The organism is Pseudanabaena sp. FACHB-2040, assembly GCF_014696715.1.
GTDB lineage: Bacteria > Cyanobacteriota > Cyanobacteriia > Phormidesmidales > Phormidesmidaceae > JACVSF01.
Window position 1 is genome coordinate 833,066 of record NZ_JACJQO010000005.1, and the last position, 16,913, is coordinate 849,978.

Annotated in this window: 12 protein-coding genes; 3 read left to right on the plus strand and 9 right to left on the minus strand. The window is 53.6% G+C overall.

What is annotated here, in order from left to right:
- Positions 1-116: 116 nt before the first annotated feature.
- The 5 genes from H6G13_RS07470 to H6G13_RS07490 form a co-directional block, all read right to left on the minus strand.
- Positions 117-494 (minus strand): response regulator, encoded by a 378-nt coding sequence (locus H6G13_RS07470; RefSeq protein WP_190482513.1) that lies wholly within the window; start codon positions 492-494, stop codon positions 117-119.
- Between the two features lie 266 nt (positions 495-760).
- Positions 761-2,263 carry a phytoene desaturase family protein gene (gene crtI, locus H6G13_RS07475; RefSeq protein WP_190482514.1) on the minus strand — a complete coding sequence of 501 codons (1,503 nt, stop codon included), beginning with the start codon at positions 2,261-2,263 and terminating at the stop codon, positions 761-763.
- Between the two features lie 94 nt (positions 2,264-2,357).
- Positions 2,358-2,996 (minus strand): TetR/AcrR family transcriptional regulator, encoded by a 639-nt coding sequence (locus H6G13_RS07480; protein WP_190482515.1) that lies wholly within the window; start codon positions 2,994-2,996, stop codon positions 2,358-2,360.
- 228 nt (positions 2,997-3,224) lie between these two features.
- Positions 3,225-4,391 carry a low temperature requirement protein A gene (locus H6G13_RS07485; protein WP_199305758.1) on the minus strand — a complete coding sequence of 389 codons (1,167 nt, stop codon included), beginning with the start codon at positions 4,389-4,391 and terminating at the stop codon, positions 3,225-3,227.
- 219 nt (positions 4,392-4,610) lie between these two features.
- A complete protein-coding gene (locus tag H6G13_RS07490; protein WP_190482516.1) occupies positions 4,611-5,285 on the minus strand; it encodes an NADPH-dependent F420 reductase in 675 nt (224 codons plus the stop codon).
- A gap of 564 nt (positions 5,286-5,849) precedes the next feature.
- Here H6G13_RS07490 and H6G13_RS07495 point away from each other — a divergent pair.
- Positions 5,850-6,101, plus strand: a complete 252-nt coding sequence (locus H6G13_RS07495) for a hypothetical protein (RefSeq protein WP_190482970.1) — start codon at positions 5,850-5,852, stop codon at positions 6,099-6,101.
- A 54-nt stretch (positions 6,102-6,155) separates the two neighbouring features.
- On the opposite strand, the gene H6G13_RS07500 is transcribed toward H6G13_RS07495, so the two are convergent.
- Together H6G13_RS07500 and H6G13_RS07505 are read right to left on the minus strand one after the other, a co-directional pair.
- Positions 6,156-7,064 carry a MoxR family ATPase gene (locus tag H6G13_RS07500; RefSeq protein WP_190482927.1) on the minus strand — a complete coding sequence of 303 codons (909 nt, stop codon included), beginning with the start codon at positions 7,062-7,064 and terminating at the stop codon, positions 6,156-6,158.
- Between the two features lie 136 nt (positions 7,065-7,200).
- Positions 7,201-8,301: a bifunctional riboflavin kinase/FAD synthetase gene (locus tag H6G13_RS07505; RefSeq protein ID WP_190482517.1), complete on the minus strand. Its 1,101-nt coding sequence runs from the start codon at positions 8,299-8,301 to the stop codon at positions 7,201-7,203.
- A 449-nt stretch (positions 8,302-8,750) separates the two neighbouring features.
- On the opposite strand from H6G13_RS07505, the gene H6G13_RS07510 reads away from it, so the two are divergent.
- Positions 8,751-10,961 (plus strand): EAL domain-containing protein, encoded by a 2,211-nt coding sequence (locus H6G13_RS07510; protein ID WP_190482518.1) that lies wholly within the window; start codon positions 8,751-8,753, stop codon positions 10,959-10,961.
- 12 nt (positions 10,962-10,973) lie between these two features.
- On the opposite strand, the gene H6G13_RS07515 is transcribed toward H6G13_RS07510, so the two are convergent.
- Together H6G13_RS07515 and H6G13_RS07520 are read right to left on the minus strand one after the other, a co-directional pair.
- Complete coding sequence (locus H6G13_RS07515) at positions 10,974-13,604, minus strand: EAL domain-containing protein (protein WP_199305759.1); 2,631 nt, start codon at positions 13,602-13,604, stop codon at positions 10,974-10,976.
- 329 nt (positions 13,605-13,933) lie between these two features.
- Positions 13,934-14,938 carry a phosphoribulokinase gene (locus H6G13_RS07520; RefSeq protein ID WP_190482520.1) on the minus strand — a complete coding sequence of 335 codons (1,005 nt, stop codon included), beginning with the start codon at positions 14,936-14,938 and terminating at the stop codon, positions 13,934-13,936.
- A 734-nt stretch (positions 14,939-15,672) separates the two neighbouring features.
- On the opposite strand from H6G13_RS07520, the gene petH reads away from it, so the two are divergent.
- Positions 15,673-16,896: a ferredoxin--NADP reductase gene (gene petH / locus H6G13_RS07525; protein ID WP_190482521.1), complete on the plus strand. Its 1,224-nt coding sequence runs from the start codon at positions 15,673-15,675 to the stop codon at positions 16,894-16,896.
- The last annotated feature ends 17 nt before the right edge of the window (positions 16,897-16,913 follow it).

The window sequence follows — 16,913 nt, forward strand, 5'->3', positions numbered from 1 at the left end:
GGCCCATCCATACGAACTGCTTAATCTATCCTCTATCTAGACGCTAACTATATAGGTGATTCTTCTTGTTAAACTTTGTTCAAAAAAATTCACTTAAATAAGATACGGCTACATACTTAAGTCGCTGGCGACACTACAAGGTGGCGCTGAAGTATGGCCTCTAGAACTTCGCTAGTGAAAGGCTTCATGAGGTAGTCATCGTACCCTGCTGCCAAAAATCGTTTACGGGTACCTATCGCCATTGCCGTCACTGCAACTACAGGAATCGCTGCCGTCTGTGGATTTTGTTTGAGACAACGAAGCACTTCATCCCCATCCATTTTGGGCATGCAGATATCTAGCAGAATGAGGTTGGGCTGGTGACGTTGGGCTAGCTGCAGAGCAGTGCTGCCATCCAAGGCACTCACACACTGGTAACCAAAACTTTCTAAAAAAGAAGCCATTAATAAGCAATGGTCCTCACAATCATCTATTGCCAGGATCAAAAACTCCATAGGTGCGCAACACGTTCAACGTTGAAGCAGAGCTGGAGAAGAAGTAGTAATGACATTCATTAACATTCTTTTTCTCTCTATTTCTACCTTAGGTTGTGGTCCAGCAAGTGTCTGTCTGCGGACTGACATAGTGAGACCAACTTTCAGCCGTTCTCAACCGTTTATTGCAGTGTCGTTGAGATAGCTTGCCCCTCATCTGCAGTCGTAATCTTTCATCGCAGCTTCAACAAATTCATTTTGATCGCTAAGGCCCTGCTTACTAGTATTCATGTTTTCTGGTGAACAGAAAAGTCTGCTTCAATAAATACTTTGGCGCTTCGGGCTGCTTCGAGAATGGTCAGCAGGCCACTGCCCGGATGCACGGCACCACCAATCCAGTACAGGCCGCCTACATTTTCTGATCGAATGGGAGGACGCAGGGGGCCTAGCTGGTCCCATCCGTGGGCCAGATTAAAGACGGCTCCTAAATGTACGCGGTAGTCGTCGCGCCAAGTGTGGGCGGTGTAGCAGCGTTCGGTGACAATGTGCGGCTCCACGTTTTCATAGCCCAGTAGGGGCAGTCGCTGCAGAATGAAGTCACGGTAGGTTTTTTGCTTAGCGGCCCAGTCTACGTCGTGCGCTGTATTGGGAATGGGAACCAGCACAAACAACGTGCTGTGTCCTGCCGGCGCATTTTCAGGATCGATGAGGCTGGGATTGCAGACGTAAAAGGGGGGGTTGTCTTCGTCTAGGGCAGAGTCGTCAACCCAGGGCCGTTCGCGTCGTCGCACGTGATCAGACAGGTAGATCTGGTGGTGGGGCAGATCTTCGTAGCGGCGGTTGATGCCCAGATAGAGCATGAAGGTAGAGCAGGAAAATTTCATCTGGCTCAGCTTGCGATCGCAATACCTCCCCCGCGCCGAAGCAGGCAGCAGATTCTGCATTGCATAACCAAAGTCAGCATTTACCACGACTGCGTCGGCAGAGATGCGGTTGCCGTTTTCTAACTCAACTCCTCGCACCTGACCCTGCTCGATCCAGACCTGCCGCACCGGACACTTGAGATGAATCTGCACCCCCAAATCTTGGGCAGCCCGACCCATCGCCCGAGCCAACGCCCGGAACCCACCAGTGGGATGCCAAACGCCTTCCGAGAATTCCAAAAACGGAATCAGGCTAAATACGCTGGCAGCAACAGTCGGGTGCATGCCCAAATACTTGGAGGAATAGCTCAGAGCATAGGCCAGCCGCTCATCTTTGAAGAACCGCCAAAAATGTTGATACAGCGTTTCCCACGGGCGAAACGGCAGCGCTGCCGCAATCTCAGCCGGGCGCAAGTAGCCCAAAATTGAGCGAACCGGCGAACCCAAATAGGACTGATAGCCCATTTGATTTTTCCGAATGTGCTCGGCATACCAGCGGTCAAAGGCGGCGGGTAGGTCTGGTCGCATCGCCGCTAGCTGCGACTTAAAGGCCTCTAGATCTGAAGTCAGATCAAGCTGGCTGTCGTCCCAAAACCGTATCCGCGTCATCGGCTCCAGCCGCTTAAAGGAAATGTAATCGGCGCGATTTAGCCCACACTCGGCAAACAGCTCGTCATACACCCTCGGCACCTGCAAAATAGTCGGCCCCGTATCAAAGGCATAAGGCCCATCTTCAAAGCCCTGCATGCGCCCCCCAACCCGATCCGCCGCCTCAAAAATCTGCACCTGATATCCCTGGCTCGCCAGCCGCATCGCTGTAGCCAATCCACCCGGCCCCGCCCCAACAATCGCAATCTGCTTAGACATCCTGCTTCCTCAAACATTCCTGCTAATAGCAATAGCCCCACTCCCAAACCCCGTAGGTGGCGTCAAGCGCAGCGCGACCCAACAACCCCAGCCTCTAAAGTGGGTCCGGAAAAAGCGGCCCCAGATAGCCCAGCAAAACCGCCTTAGTTTCAGCCACAATCTGCTGGTGTAGCTGCTCGTCTTGGGCCAGAGACAAAAGCTGCAGGGCTCCCGCAATCTCAACGCTGACAAAGGCAACCAGCCGCCGCCGCTCAGAGCCCATCTGAGGCTGCCGCAACGCTAGAAACGTCTCTAGCTGCACAACAATTTCCCGATCGACTCGCATGTTGACCGCCTGTAGCTCCGGTGAAACCCGCGACTGCAGCATGACAGTGCGGCAACCGGGCTGAGTCGTGTAGAGAGCATCAAAAGCATCCACCGTTTTGCTGATAATCTGGGCCAGCGGCTCCTGCACTGCTGCCGCATTGAAGTGGGCGGCGAACAGCTCTCGCATTCGCTCTGCAAAGCGCTCCGCCAGCGCCAGCAAAAGGGTGAACTTGTCTGGAAAAAAGCGGTAAAGCGAGCCGATAGAAGTCCGAGCCCGAGCCGCAATTAGCTCAGTTGAGGCAGCTTCGTAACCTACCTCTGCAAAGATTTGCGCGGCGGCATCCAAAATTTGATTAAACCGCTGCCGACTGCGGGCCTGTTGAGGCACGCGGCGAAGTGGCTCAGCATTCTGAGAGGGCGGAATCATGGGCAGATTGTCTTCAGACGCGAGAAATTCTCACGTTTGAGATAATACGAGAATTCCTCACGTTTTGCAAGGTAGGGGGAGGTGCGATCGCATCAGCAGAGCGACTATCTCAAGCCCGAGCCGAAGTGAGTATTGTCTACCAGGCTTCGACACTACTACTTGAAATAAGAGCTTGCAGCAGGATGCAGTAGATTTAGCCAAACGTAGAACTGAATCAAGACAATAGCTCTACTCCAAACGCAACCCATCTGCTTTTGCTAAACCAGCCAGAATTAAGGCAAGCAACCCCATCATGAGAAAGGGCGTTAGGAAATTGCCGAATCCTGCTAATGCTGCACAAATGATTGCTGTGAGTCCACGCATCACGACAACTCGGTTGGGAAGCGATCGCGGTGTTGCCCACTGAACCAACGTCAATCCCACCAAAAACAGGCTTGCCCCACCGCTGAGTACAACTCGCGTTGCAGGAGATAAACTGGTCGCGGCAGCGGCTTCAATGGTGGCTTGAATTCCCACCCCCATTGCCGCAATGCCCATAAATACCAATACGTGGCTGTAGCCATACACATAGGAACGCATCAAAGCGAGACGATCACCGTGCAGTGCTGTATTAATAACTGAATCATCGACTCGCTCAAAGTACATCCACCAAAGACTCACGGCTGCAATAAACCCAGCGCTCGCGGTTAGAATTTCTTGCCACTGCCATTGGAGGTCGGCAACACCGCTTGCTACTGCAATAATCGCTTCTCCTAAAACAATAATGACAAATAATCCAAACCGTTCATCCATGTGCGAAACCTGCCTGGGCACAGAACGAATCGTGGCGTAGGTAATGGGCCCAGTGGTAATTTCAATTAACAGCGCTACACCCCAAAGGAAAAATCGCGTCGGCGGTGGCAGGGCAATCGATACCAGCCAGAACACCAGCGCAATCGAAAAGCTGATGGTATATCGCTTGGTCAATTCCCGTGACTGAGGAACCAGCCGCCATGCCTGAAAATATAAGCCAACGATGACTAATCGCAGTACTGTGTAAACACTAGCAAACAGAGCAGATCCCCCAACCTGCAGCGCCTCTGGAAGCGTTAACGCCAGCACAATCATGCCAAACATAATGCCCAGCATAACGAGACGGTAAAATCCCTGCTCTACATTGAACTGATCGGCGTAATAGCTAAAATCAATCCACAGCCACCAGATAGGGATAAACAGCACTGCAAAGTTGGCAATGCCCCCCCAATCCAGATGATCATGAAGCAGATGTGCAAGCTGTGCGATCGCAACAACAAATACAAGGTCAAAGAAGAGTTCTAGCCAGGTCGCATGACGGTCTCTGTTTGTTTCACTGTCGCCAACGTAAAGTTGCAGCAATTGTCGTGGGATAGGCTTCATTTTTTTACCTGGATTTCCCTAAAATTTGCCCAAGGTAATTCAGGCCATCATCCGGCAGCATTACCCGCTGATCAGCTCTAAGTCTCTTGTTTGTCCCCGTGAATACTGCCACAATCAATATGAAGCAGATTAACGTTTTTAGTCAGAGGCTACTGACACCTGCAACACCATAAATAGCTTGAGTTAGTTCGCTGCACCGAAGTTGCTGTGTCGCTGGCTTTAATAACCAAGCGCTTGCTGCCTTCGCTCAAGTGCAGCATCCAAGGTAAGGGTATCAGTAGAGGAGAAAATGCCAGGAATCTCCATCAAACTTGAATTATGCAGTGGCCCAAGATCAAGCGGGCGACCCCCGCTATCTTCTACCAGTTGAGTCACTATTGCTTTTGCTGATTCATCGTCAGATGCGATCGCAACCGCTAGCCGTTGCTCCAAGGGACGTTCTGCCGATTGCTGCAAAGAGCTAGGCCGAAAACTGCTGTATGCCTTGACCATTCTGGCTCCTGGCATTAGTTTTTGAATGGTTTCGGCACCCGATATGTTCTCATCAACCATGCGAACAATGCCGCCCTTATCGTCCCATTGATAAGGGTTAGTTGTGTCGATTACAACTTTTTCAGCAAAAGAACCTGCTTGGTTAATCGCCTCTTGAGCTAACCAAAAATTAGTCGCAAACAACACAACATCTGCAAAATTTTTGGCTTCTGCGGGGGTTCCACTGGTTGCATTAGCGCCAACTTGAGCTGCGAGAGTTTGTAGGCGCTCTGGCTCGCGCGAAAAGCTAAACATGACTTGGTGACCAGCTTTTGCCCACAGCTGACCTAATACACTACCGACATTGCCTGAACCAATAATCCCAATATTCATAATAATTTCTAAAAGGGCTGAACAAGCCAAAAGCTATTAACCTTAAAACTCAAGCAGGCTTTCCTAATGGCTGTCTTGTGTATTCTTGCTTCTTTGTAATGCTTTGTTTTACCTATTACCTCCAGCCGTATCCAACCCGCTCAAAACGCAGCAGTCGAACGAAGGTTTAACACCAAATCTGATGAATAACACCTTTACTGACGGTACTGTCCGTCACGTTGAGGATCGGTGGTGATACAGCGAAATGGCTGTAGGCTTGGCGCATTGTTGACGTGCGGGGGAGTTACTGGCATCCCAACCGCCGCTCAAAAACAAAATTTCTCCGATACGGTTGACGTCTGCTCAGCACACACCGTATTCTCAGTCATTAAGCTGTCAAGTCCGACAGTTGAGACACAGAACTCATGGACTTAGCGCCGCCTGCAAGTGTTGACCGCACAAACAGGCGACTATTCCCCCGAAGCTGATATAGGCAGTTCGGAGGCTTGGAGGTTAGTTTACCTCCCCTGCCGCCCCGATTGCACACACCGACGGGGCTGCTAGGAAAGTGAGTTCTGGTTTCCTAAACACACCACATAGGAACCCAGAACCACCATGTTTCAATCCAATGATCCGGATGCTCAGGCATTCACAAATCCACCTGCCCAACCGCCCAAGAGTCAACGCCAGCCTCGGCGCGACAAGATCCGCGTGCTGCTCTATGGCAGCCTCGAAGGCATCGATCGCAACATCAAGCAGCTACACACCCTCAGCTATGCCGACGCTGACAACTGGAGCGACCCTATTCCCACAGGCCGCCCCAGCGAGTGGATGGTAATTACCACCAAACATCTGCTGATTGAGTAGCGCTTAGGCTTCCCAGAGGCCGCTCAGGGGCGCAAGGTCTGCGCCCCTGCTGCCCTAAGGAATCGGCACTGCATTAAGCACTTGATCAATCAGCGCCATCGCCTGATGATTGCCCGCCGGAATCAGCCGATGAGCCAAAACGTAAGGAGCTAAATGCTTGGCATCATCAGGAATAGCGTATTCACGGCCCTCGATAAAGGCCAGCGCCTGCACCGCCCGATAAAAAGCAGCTGTGCCCCTCGGGCTAACGCCAAGCGTGATGGCCTCATGATTGCGGGTAAAGCGAGCCAGGTCCAAAATGTAGTGCTGTAGCGACTCCTCTACTCGCACCTTGGCACACTGCTGGCGCAGCAGCTTCACCTCTTCCAGCGTGATGCAGGGCTGCAGAGACGACGGGGTAATGCCTGCCTCCATCTGCTGCAGCATTCGCAGTTCTTCATCTGCCGAGGGGTAGCCCAGGCTAAAAGACAGCGCAAAGCGGTCCATCTGCGCCTCGGGTAAAGGGAAGGTGCCCTGATACTCCACCGGGTTTTGGGTGGCAACCACAAAGAAGGGGTCGGGAACGGGGCGAGAAATGCCGTCAATCGTCACCTGATGCTCCTCCATCACCTCCAGCAGGGCCGATTGGGTGCGGGGCGTAGCTCGGTTTATCTCGTCGGCCAGCAGCACGTTGGTAAACACAGGCCCCGGCATAAACTGAAACTCACCCGTACTGGGGTTCCAGATATTAGTGCCAGTGACGTCGGTGGGCATTAGATCTGGAGTGGACTGGATGCGCTGAAAGGAGCCGTCTAGGCAGCGGGAAAGCGACTTAGCCAGCAGGGTCTTGCCTACGCCAGGGACATCCTCCAGCAGGGCATGGCCCCCTGAAAATAGGGCTACGAGAACCAGCCGAATGGCGTCTGACTTGCCAACAACGGTTTTATTGAGGTTCTGGTAGAGCGTATCAATGCGATCGCGCATAGCACTAGAAGATGCCTGGATTGAAGGTGCGGGCATGAAACTTTACTGCTGAGGTGCCTTTAGGCTTATCATGCCCTGCTTCAGGCTGATTTGCCCACTTTGCCCTAGGCTCAGCCTCTACCACCAAGGCTCTAGACTAAGACCCTGTGGGGGCTAAGGCGGCCTCACAGTCAGCCTTAATCTGGCGCTTGAGGCTATCAAGCGACTCAAAGCGCTGTTCGGGCCGCAGATAGCGATCTAGCGTCACCCTCAGGGTCTGACTGTAGAGATCGCCCGACCACTGCAGCAGGTGAACCTCAATGGTTTTCGTGGTGCCATCGACAGTAGGACGGCTGCCAATATTCATTACGCCCGCAATAAAGGGCCGAGGGTCGTCTTTAACGCCAAACACGCGCACGCTATAGACCCCGTTGCAGGGCAAAAACTTTTCGGCAGGCACCTTTAAGTTAGCGGTCGGAAAGCCCAGAGTACGGCCTAGTTGCTGCCCCTGCACTACCCGTCCGGTCAGGCCATAGGGCCGCCCTAACAGCTGCTCTGCAGTTGCCAGATCAGCATTTTCAAGAGCAGCACGAATGCGGGAGCTGCTGATGCGATGGCCGCCTTGACCATCGCAGTTGTCTTCTAGCAGCGGCACAACGGTCACACCGATGCCCTGGCGCTGACCTAGCCTCTGCAAATCTTCTACCGAACCCGAACGCTTGCAGCCAAAGCGAAAGTCAATGCCTACGCTAATGTGGCGGGCCTGCAGATGCCGCACCAAAATCAGATCGACAAACTGTTCTGGGCTAAGGCTGGCTAATTCCTGGTTAAAAGGTAGCAATACCAGCTGGTCTACCCCCATTTCCTTGAGCTGCAGTGCCTTTTCATCAATCGGCGTAAGCAGGGGGCGAGAAACACCCGAAAAATATTCTTGGGGATGGGGATAAAAGGTGAGAACGGTCGCAATCGGCGGTGCCCAACTGGGCTGAGGGGCATCGGCCGGGCCGTCGCTATTGATGATCGAAAACTTGCGATCGCTATAGCCCCTAAACAAAGCCAAAGAGGCCAGATCTAGCACCGAAGCGTCAATACCGTCATTGACAGAGCCCGCCACCTGGCTAACAGCGTCTTTTTTAGCCTGAGCCGCCTCCAGAACCGGACGAATTACCTCCCGGTGCCCTAGATGGACCCCATCGAAGTTGCCCAGCGCCACGTACGCTGGCCCCTTAGCAGTAGTTGGCGAAGAAGTTATCCACACGCTTTACATTTTGACACGTTTTCGAGCAGTTCCCTGGCCCTATCCCAAGGGTAACCTTTGCCAAGACTTCCCCAGCAGAATTACAGAGAGTGTGAAGCTTTATCGGCTGCGGTGAATGCAGTGAAAGCCATCTTCCTAGCTCACTGGCAAGACCAGAAAAATTGAGCCGTCTCTCCGCAAAAACCGTATATGAAGTTACAAAAATTGCCGCTTTAGCTATGCGTACGATCACAGGTCTCAGCTCTAGTAGGTTTTGCTCAATCCCTGGCCTACAACCTGCCGCAGACCAGACTTGTTTGAGTCTCGGACAAAGAGTGGGCCAATACCCATGAAGGATTGATAAGAGGAAAGAAACTTCCGAGAAATTACGGACGTATCCCTACTTGTAATTTTGTTAAGTCTGAACAGAGCGAACACAGGCACACCACCAGGGAAACAGTTTGACGGCCATGACATCTACAGTTGCAGCATCCGGAGCAGGGGTCACCCAAGAGCGGTCCATCCCTCCCAACTTACATTTACAGTCCACCCTCGACGCCCTGACTCTCCATCGAGTGGCTCTAGAGATCACAGAGCCAGGACAGTGCGTAATCGAGCTGTTTGATCACTACCCCCTACTGCCCGGCCTGATCTTAAAACGAGCTGGGCTTTTTTTTGGGGTGTTGTCTCGGCAGCGGTTTTATGAACTGATGGGGCGGCCCTTTAGTCTTGAGCTATTTGCCCGGCGCAGTTTGGCAACCATTTGTCATTGCGTAGATGTCAGAGCCTGGTCGCTGTCTGTTTCTACCCCAATTGTGGCGGCTGCCCGTCAAGCCCTGCGACGAGAAGCTGAGTCTTTCTACGAACCGATTGCGGTAGAGGTGCCAGATCAGGGCATCTGCCTGCTCGATATCCATGAGCTGTTTCAGGCCCAGGCCCTAATTCATGAGTTGGCCGTAGATGCTCTCAAGGAAAGCCAATATGCCCTGATGGCGGAAAAGGAGCTGGCCCAGATTACCCTGCAGTCAATCGGAGACGGGGTCATCACTACCGATGCTAGCGGCAAAATCCAGTCTCTCAACCGCATTGCCGAACAGCTCACGGGCTGGACTCAGCAGCAGGCTCGAGGCCTCAACCTGTATCAGGTATTTACCTGCTTTGACGAGGCCACGGGGCAGACCCAACCCCCTCTACTCAAGGGGTTGCCCCTAATAGACCAGCCCCAAGCGGTAGCCATGACCGGGCGCTTGATCGACCGAGAACAGCAGGAGCGCATCATCGACTATTCCACCTCACCGATCTGCGATGCTCAAGGCGGCATTCATGGGGTGGTGCTGGTGCTGCGAGATATCACCCACCAGCGGCGGCTGGCCCGGCAACTCCACTGGCAGGCTAGCCACGATGCGCTTACAGGTCTGACTAACCGCAACGAGTTTGAGCGACTGCTGCAGGAGATCACCCAACAGCCCCCGACCAAAGCTGTTCAGCACACCCTCTGCTATCTAGACCTAGACCGCTTCAAAATTGTCAACGATACCTGCGGTCATCTGGCAGGAGATGAGCTGCTGCGGCAGATTAGTGCGCTGCTGCAAAGCCAGGTGCGAGGCAGCGACGTGGTGGCTCGCCTAGGGGGCGATGAGTTTGGCATTTTGCTCTACGACTGCAGCCTCGACCAAGGAACTGCGATTTCAGAAGTCATCCGCCACGAGATCCAGCAGTTCCGCTTTCTGTGGGAGGGGCAGTCTTTTACCATCGGAGCCAGCATCGGCATTACGACCATAGATGGGGCTTTGCCACCAACGGAGGTGCTGCGCCAAGGCGATCTGGCCTGCTACTGGGCTAAGCACGAGGGCCGCAACCGGGTCTGCCAGTTTCAGGAGGTAGAAGGCGACCACAGCTCAGAATTTGGCATGGTTTGGGTCTCTCGGCTGACCCAGGCGCTTGATCAGGGCGGGTTTTGCCTCTATCAGCAAAAGGTGGTTGATCCCTGGGGTAAAGACCAGCCGCTCCACAGTGAACTGCTGCTGCGCCTGGTTGATCGCGACAACACTCTGCACCTGCCCAATGCCTTTTTGCCCACAGCAGAGCGCTATAGTCTTATGCCTGACATAGACCGCTGGGTAATTCGCCATGCTTTTAAAGCGTTTGGCCAGCGCCAGGCCATTTCCGTCGCCAACTTGTCAGAGGGGGCCGCAGACCAGCCTCTCTCTCGCTTTGCCATCAATCTCTCAGGGGCCAGCCTCAACGACAATCGGCTGGTGGAATTCATTCAAACAGAAATGGCGGCTCGGGCAGTTGCACCGCAGCAGGTTTGCTTTGAGATTACGGAGACAGTTGCGATCGCAAACCTAACTCGCGCCAGCGCCATCATCCACGCCCTCAAGCAGCTGGGCTGCCACTTTGCCCTCGACGACTTTGGCTGCGGCATGTCAGCCCTGACCTCACTAAAAACGCTGCCGGTCGATTTTCTCAAGATTGACGGCAGCTTCATTCGAGACATCACAACCGATGCCGTTGCCTTTGTCATGGTCAAATCGATCCACGAGGTCGCGCGGGTCATGGGGCTAAAGACCATCGCTGAGTGGGTCGATAACGAAGCCACCCTCAATACCCTACGCGGCATCGGCATTGACTATGTGCAGGGCTATTTTATCGATCAGCCTCAGTCCATAGAGGCTTGAAATTCAGCCAAGCTAAAAGCGGAGGTGAGTAGTTCGATTTTTGCAGCAGATTTTCTCCCCTTCAGGAGCGCAGTATTCTTGAATGAACCGCATCATGCCCTGGGCACTGAGGGGACGACTAAACAGATAGCCTTGGGCACAGTGGCACTGCAGCCCTAGCAGGACATGCAGCTGAGACTCACTTTCAACGCCCTCAGCAATCACCGTCAGGCCCAAGCCCCGGCCCAGCGCCACGATGGTCTGGGCGATGGCCGCATCGCCTGGATTGTCCATCAGGTCTTGGGTAAAAGCTTTGTCTAGCTTCAGGGTATCCAGCGGAAAATGCTTGATGGCCGTCAGAGAAGAATATCCCGTACCAAAGTCATCTAGAGCAATGCGGATACCCATCTGCCGCAGTTGCTTCAGCATGCGAATGGCTGAGTCCATGTCCTGCATGGCCGCACTCTCAGTAATCTCCAGCTCCAGGCAGGCCGGAGAAACGCTGTAAGTATTCAATGCTTCCCAAATCAACTGAGGCAGATCGGCCCGGTAAAACTGCTTGGGCGACAGGTTTACGCACACCCTCAAGTCAGGAAAACCAGCCTCTCCCCAGAGCTGCTGCTGCTGGCAGGCCGTCTGCAGGGCCCAGCGACCAATATCGTGGATCAATCCCGTCTCCTCGGCCAGCGGGATAAACTCACCAGGCGAAATAAAGCCTAGGGTCGGGTGCTGCCAGCGAATCAACGCTTCTAGCCCAATCAATCGCCCCGTCGCAATCTCCAGCTGAGGCTGGTAATAAAGCTCCAGCTGCTGGCTGATTAGGGCGCGCCTGAGATCGCCCTCTAGCGTCAGCGCTTCCAACGCCGCTGGGCCTTTTTCCCGCTGATAGAGCTGAAAGGTATGAAGCCCCTCCTGCTGTGCCTTTTTCACCGCCACACTGGCGCAGCGGAGCAGGGTATCGGCATCTTCGCCATCGTAGGGAGCTAGCGCCATGCCCAGACTAGAGGTGATGTAAATTTCCCGGTCATGGAGGTGAAACGGCTCTGCGACATGCCGCATGATCTCTTCGATTAGGGCCAGCACGTCCTCTGCTGAGTGCAGCCCCGGCAGCAGCAGGGTAAATTCGTCGCTGCCCCAGCGAGCCAAAAAGTCCTGGGGCCGTAGGTTAGCCTGAAGCCGCTCAGCTACCTGCTGCAGCAAGAGATCGCCCGCTTCTGACCCCAAGCTTTCATTGATGCGCTTAAAGCGGTTGATGTCCAAAATGGCGATGCCGATCATCTCGTTGGACTGGTCGGCTTCCATTAGCGCCAACGTCAGCCGCTCTGTAAACAGCAGGCGATTGGGTAGGCCGGTTAGGCTGTCGTGGGAGCTTTGGTAGCGCACCATCGCTTCTATCCGCCGCTGCAGAATCGACATCGACAGGTGCAGGCCAATGGCCTGCAGCAGCTTCAGCTCTTCAGCACTCCAGCGGTCGGGTTGATCTTGGCGCAGCTCTCGCCACACCTCAAAAGACAGCTTGGGAAACCGCAGCCGCTGGTTGGAGTCGCACTGACCAGCCCAGGCAATACTGACGTTATAGCCCCGGCGAAACAGCGTAATGTACCCCAGGTAATGCTCCTGAAAGGCCAGGGGAATTACGAGAAAAGAGCGAATAGGGGTCGGATCAAACAGGGCGACCAGCGGCTTCCACAGGTCTTGCTGAAGATCAAGCAGGGTTCCAGAAAAGGGCTGGCTGCTGGGGTAAACGGCTGATTGCCCTGAGCCTAGAGACGCTAATTCCTGCCGAGCAAAAGCGGGATGAATCTCTGGATTGGGCTCTACTACCAAGCCACGGATTTGCTGGTCTACCCATGCCTGCCATAGGGGCAGATCTTCTAGTGCTGGCTCTAGCGGCTGATCACCAATGGTATAGGTCTGGCTATGGGGGTTGACCCGATCTCCTAGCAAGTGCAGTCGGCCGCCGCTGGCATTGAGTTCTTTTACCAGGGTTTCGAGTACCTGCTGGCGTAGGCTGGGTAGCGCCAGTGGATAGTGCAAGATCTGGCCGACACGGCTAACAATGGCTTCGTGCTCAGCCTGCTGCTGCGCTTGGAGTAGGAGAGAGGACTGTGCGATCGCAATTTCTAGCTGGTCTGCCAACAGCTGCAGGATCTGCAGTTCCCGCTCACTAAAGCGACGAGGCGTCGAGTGGTGAACCGCCAGCAGCCCCCACAGCCCCTCCTGATGCAGAATAGGCATGACCAGAGAAGAGGCCACTCCCATCGCAGAGAGATACTCCAGGTGGCAAGGATCGACCTGTCTGTAGTCGGTTGGCTTTGCAGTTCCGGTATGAAGGGGTAGCTCCTCCCGGCTGCTAACCGTTTTGCGCTGAGCCGACACATCAACAATCACCCGCAGGCGAGACTTGAGAAACTGGGCCCGAGCTTCAGGCGGAATATCTGCTGCCGGAAAGCGAAGATTGAGCAGGCTTGGCAGAGTCTCCGCATTGACAGCTTCAGCAATAACTTCTCCGCTCCCATCCAGCTCAAAACGGTAGATTTTAACGCGATCAACTTTAAGAAGTTTGAAGATTTCTTTTACAGCAGACTCTAAGACCTCCTTAAGGTCTAGAGACTGACGAATACGACTGGTAATTTGATAAAGCAGATTTTCGTAATCAGACACTTGAATAACCCTGTGAAAGGCAGAGAAACAGAAGCCACACCTGATCTCTGGCATTCAGTGTTCCCAGCTACTAATGCTCCCTCACGATGTTTCTTTTGGGCGATCAGGCTGAGCTTGAGCCACGACAAAAAGGGAGAAACTGAACCAGCTTCTCCCTTTTCCAATATCTTTTTTGACCGTTTCTACAGGCCGACATCCAGCAAGGGCAGGCCAGTCAGCAAACTAGCAGGTGCGTCACGCGTTGCGATCGCACACCCTACTATTATGAGTCGGTGCGTTGCGCCAAGGTGACAACAAACCCTACTACCTTTTGCCTACGGCCTTGCCCCTTAAGCTTTAGCAGCCACTTCAGGCGTCTTCGCAATCAGCCGCTCATAGGTCGCCCGCATCTTCAGACCCACCAGCACCTGGAACAAACCACTGCCGTTGTTAGAGCCAGGATATTCCCGGTGCTTCAACAGCAGCTCGCTCATCTCACCATAGTACTTAGTGGAGGTGTTGCTCAGGTGGCTCTCAATGTAGATCATCTCTTCGAGCCGATCAAATTGGCCGTCTACCTCCAGAACAGACACCTCATTGCCGTAGTAGGCGTCGGGGCCGTAGTGCATACGGATACCGGGGTATGAGCAGGTCAGCTTACGACCGCAGGGAATCCAGTCAATGGTGGAACCCTCGTCAAACAGGTAGACTGGGCTAAAGCCTTCAATGCCTTCCCGCTGAATCAGGCGTACCCGCAGGACTTTCTTCTCCTGGTCATCAGGAATGAGCTGGGTGGGCAGAATTTGAATAACTACGTCGGCGTACTGCTTTTGCACGTCGATGAAGGCTTCAAAGTCAGGACGGCGGGCATTGATAGAGGCCAAAACATCTTCGTAGCGGTGACCCCGCTCAGCCATGTCCCGCTGAATCTTCCAGGCAATTTTGACTTCATCGCTGATATCGAGGTACACGCTGAAGTCAAGCAGCGCCCGCACGCGCTCATCGTAGAGTGGGTGTAGACCTTCAATCACGACGATGTGGTTGGGGTTTATCCGCTCCGGCGGATCGATTTCGCCAGTCTCGTGGTTGTAAATGGGCTTGTCAATAGACTGCCCTTCCTTCAAAGCTTTGATTTGTTCGTACATCAAATCAAAGTTGTTGGCCTTGGGGTTGAGTGCTGTAACGCCCTGCTCCTTACGCTGCTTGCGGTCAAGGCTGTGATAGTCATCTAGGCAGATGACCGTCATAAACTCTTCGCCAAACAGGTCTTCAAGACGACGCAAAAAAGTAGATTTGCCGCATCCAGAGTCTCCGGCAACACCGATCAAAACCACGCGGTCTGGCTTACTGGTCATAGCTTCCCTCTAAACAACAGACATAAAAACGACGGCAGCTTCCCAGATTCCTCCTCAGGCGTCAGGTGCCTGCCTTAGGAAATCCCCAATCAGGGGACAGAATCTTTCTGAACGAGCCCATCGGGCCAGATTTTCCCTGCAATGTTAGTGCCGGTTCGAGGCTCGCAGGCCGACTTTTGTCAGTCCAAACGAAAAACAAAACGGATAACATCACCAGTGCCGGAGAAGTCAAGCCCGACCCCTCAGTTCAGACCAACGCCCCAACCTCAAAGAGCTGAAGGCACGGAGGGCGGTAAGTATTTCATACTAATCGCTAGTAGCATCCTACCAGAAGCCGACACCCCCTACAACTGAGTGATCGCTCTCTCTATAAGAAAGCTAATGGCCCTTTCAAGCTAGGTTTGGCGGTATCTGGCGACCCTCAACACCCTGCAGGCAGTTACGCTATTCGCCTTTAAAGCAAAAAGCGTCAAAGATCACAATCTTCTTAGAGAAAATTCGTTAGCCTCTAACCAGTACATAGCTGTGCCTACATCTATGGTGGCTACTTTTAGGCTGCTCAAGACTCGTGAGCTGCGGCAACTAGGCTGCATTACAGTGATACGCTAGGGTAAACATTAGCTTGAACCGTCTTCGAGGGCTTCCTTCGGTTCTGCTCAGGCTGGTTTACCCAAGAAAAAGCTTATTCACTCCATCGTAGTTGTTAGTTGGGTTCGGAGAGTCACAAGTTAAACATGTACAATCCAAGCGTAAGTGGCGGTAACGCGAACTCTGTGGCGGGTAGCCGTCTCTTTGTATACGAGGTCAAGGGTCTGCGGCAATCCGTGGAAACAGACCGGGCGAATTACCCCATTCGGCAGAGCGGTAGCGTGTTTATTACGGTACCTTACAACCGTATGAACCAAGAAATGCAGCGAATTGCCAGACTAGGTGGCCAGATCGTAAGCATTCGCCCTGTCGAGAACGGAGCAGCCTTGAGTACCCCGACTGCGGCATCAGCTGTTGCACAAACCGCACCAGCAGAAGAGACCCCTAAGCCCATGACTCAAGCGAAGCCCAAGGCGGAGAAATCTATTCCCGTCAACCTCTATAAGCCTAAAGATCCTTTCGTCGGTAAAGTGATCTCTAACGAGCCTCTGGTTCAAAAAGACGGGATCGGCCTGGTTCAGCACATTAAGTTTGACTTGTCCGGTGGCAACCTCCACTACCTAGAAGGCCAGAGCATTGGCATTATTCCGGCCGGCACCGATCCCGCTGGTAAGCCTCATAAGCTGCGCCTGTACTCGATTGCTTCGACCCGTCACGGCGACGATATGGACGACAAAACAGTGTCGCTCTGTGTGCGTCAGCTAGAGTACGACCATCCCGAAACCGGTGAGAAGGTCTACGGAGTTTGCTCCACCTATCTGTGTGGCATTCAGCCGGGAAATGAAGTGAAGATCACAGGCCCGGTCGGCAAGGAAATGCTGCTGCCCGACGATCCTGAGGCCACTGTCATCATGCTGGCAACGGGAACGGGTATTGCCCCCTTCCGAGCTTTCCTCTGGCGCATGTTTAAAGCAGAAGAGAAGAAAGCTAACCCTGACTACGAGTTCAAGGGATTGGCCTGGCTGGTCTTTGGTATTCCCGTGTCTCCTAACATTCTCTACAAAGAGGAGCTAGAGGAGATGGCGGCTGAGTATCCCGATAACTTCCGCCTGACCTACGCAATCAGCCGGGAGCAGAAAAACGCCAAGGGTGGTCGGATGTACATTCAAGACCGCGTGGCTGAGTATGCCGCCGAACTGTGGGAGCTGATGCAAAAGCCCAACACCCACACCTATATGTGTGGTCTGAAAGGTATGGAAGACGGCATTGACGAGGCGCTGACGGCTGAGGCCGCTAAGCACGGCGTTGACTGGAATGATTTCCGTAAGCAAATGAAGCGGGACGAGCGCTGGCACGTTGAGACCTATTAAGGCTCCTTGAGGACAAG

What these genes read in the sequence shown, in the direction of transcription:
- H6G13_RS07470 (WP_190482513.1), bottom strand. Translation starts at nt 494, where the DNA reads ATGGAGTTTTTGATCCTGGCAATAGATGATTGTGAGGACCATTGCTTA.
- crtI (WP_190482514.1), bottom strand. Translation starts at nt 2,263, where the DNA reads ATGTCTAAGCAGATTGCGATTGTTGGGGCGGGGCCGGGTGGATTGGCT.
- H6G13_RS07480 (WP_190482515.1), bottom strand. Translation starts at nt 2,996, where the DNA reads ATGATTCCGCCCTCTCAGAATGCTGAGCCACTTCGCCGCGTGCCTCAA.
- H6G13_RS07485 (WP_199305758.1), bottom strand. Translation starts at nt 4,391, where the DNA reads ATGAAGCCTATCCCACGACAATTGCTGCAACTTTACGTTGGCGACAGT.
- H6G13_RS07495 (WP_190482970.1), top strand. Translation starts at nt 5,850, where the DNA reads ATGTTTCAATCCAATGATCCGGATGCTCAGGCATTCACAAATCCACCT.
- H6G13_RS07500 (WP_190482927.1), bottom strand. Translation starts at nt 7,064, where the DNA reads ATGCGCGATCGCATTGATACGCTCTACCAGAACCTCAATAAAACCGTT.
- H6G13_RS07510 (WP_190482518.1), top strand. Translation starts at nt 8,751, where the DNA reads ATGACATCTACAGTTGCAGCATCCGGAGCAGGGGTCACCCAAGAGCGG.
- H6G13_RS07520 (WP_190482520.1), bottom strand. Translation starts at nt 14,938, where the DNA reads ATGACCAGTAAGCCAGACCGCGTGGTTTTGATCGGTGTTGCCGGAGAC.
- petH (WP_190482521.1), top strand. Translation starts at nt 15,673, where the DNA reads ATGTACAATCCAAGCGTAAGTGGCGGTAACGCGAACTCTGTGGCGGGT.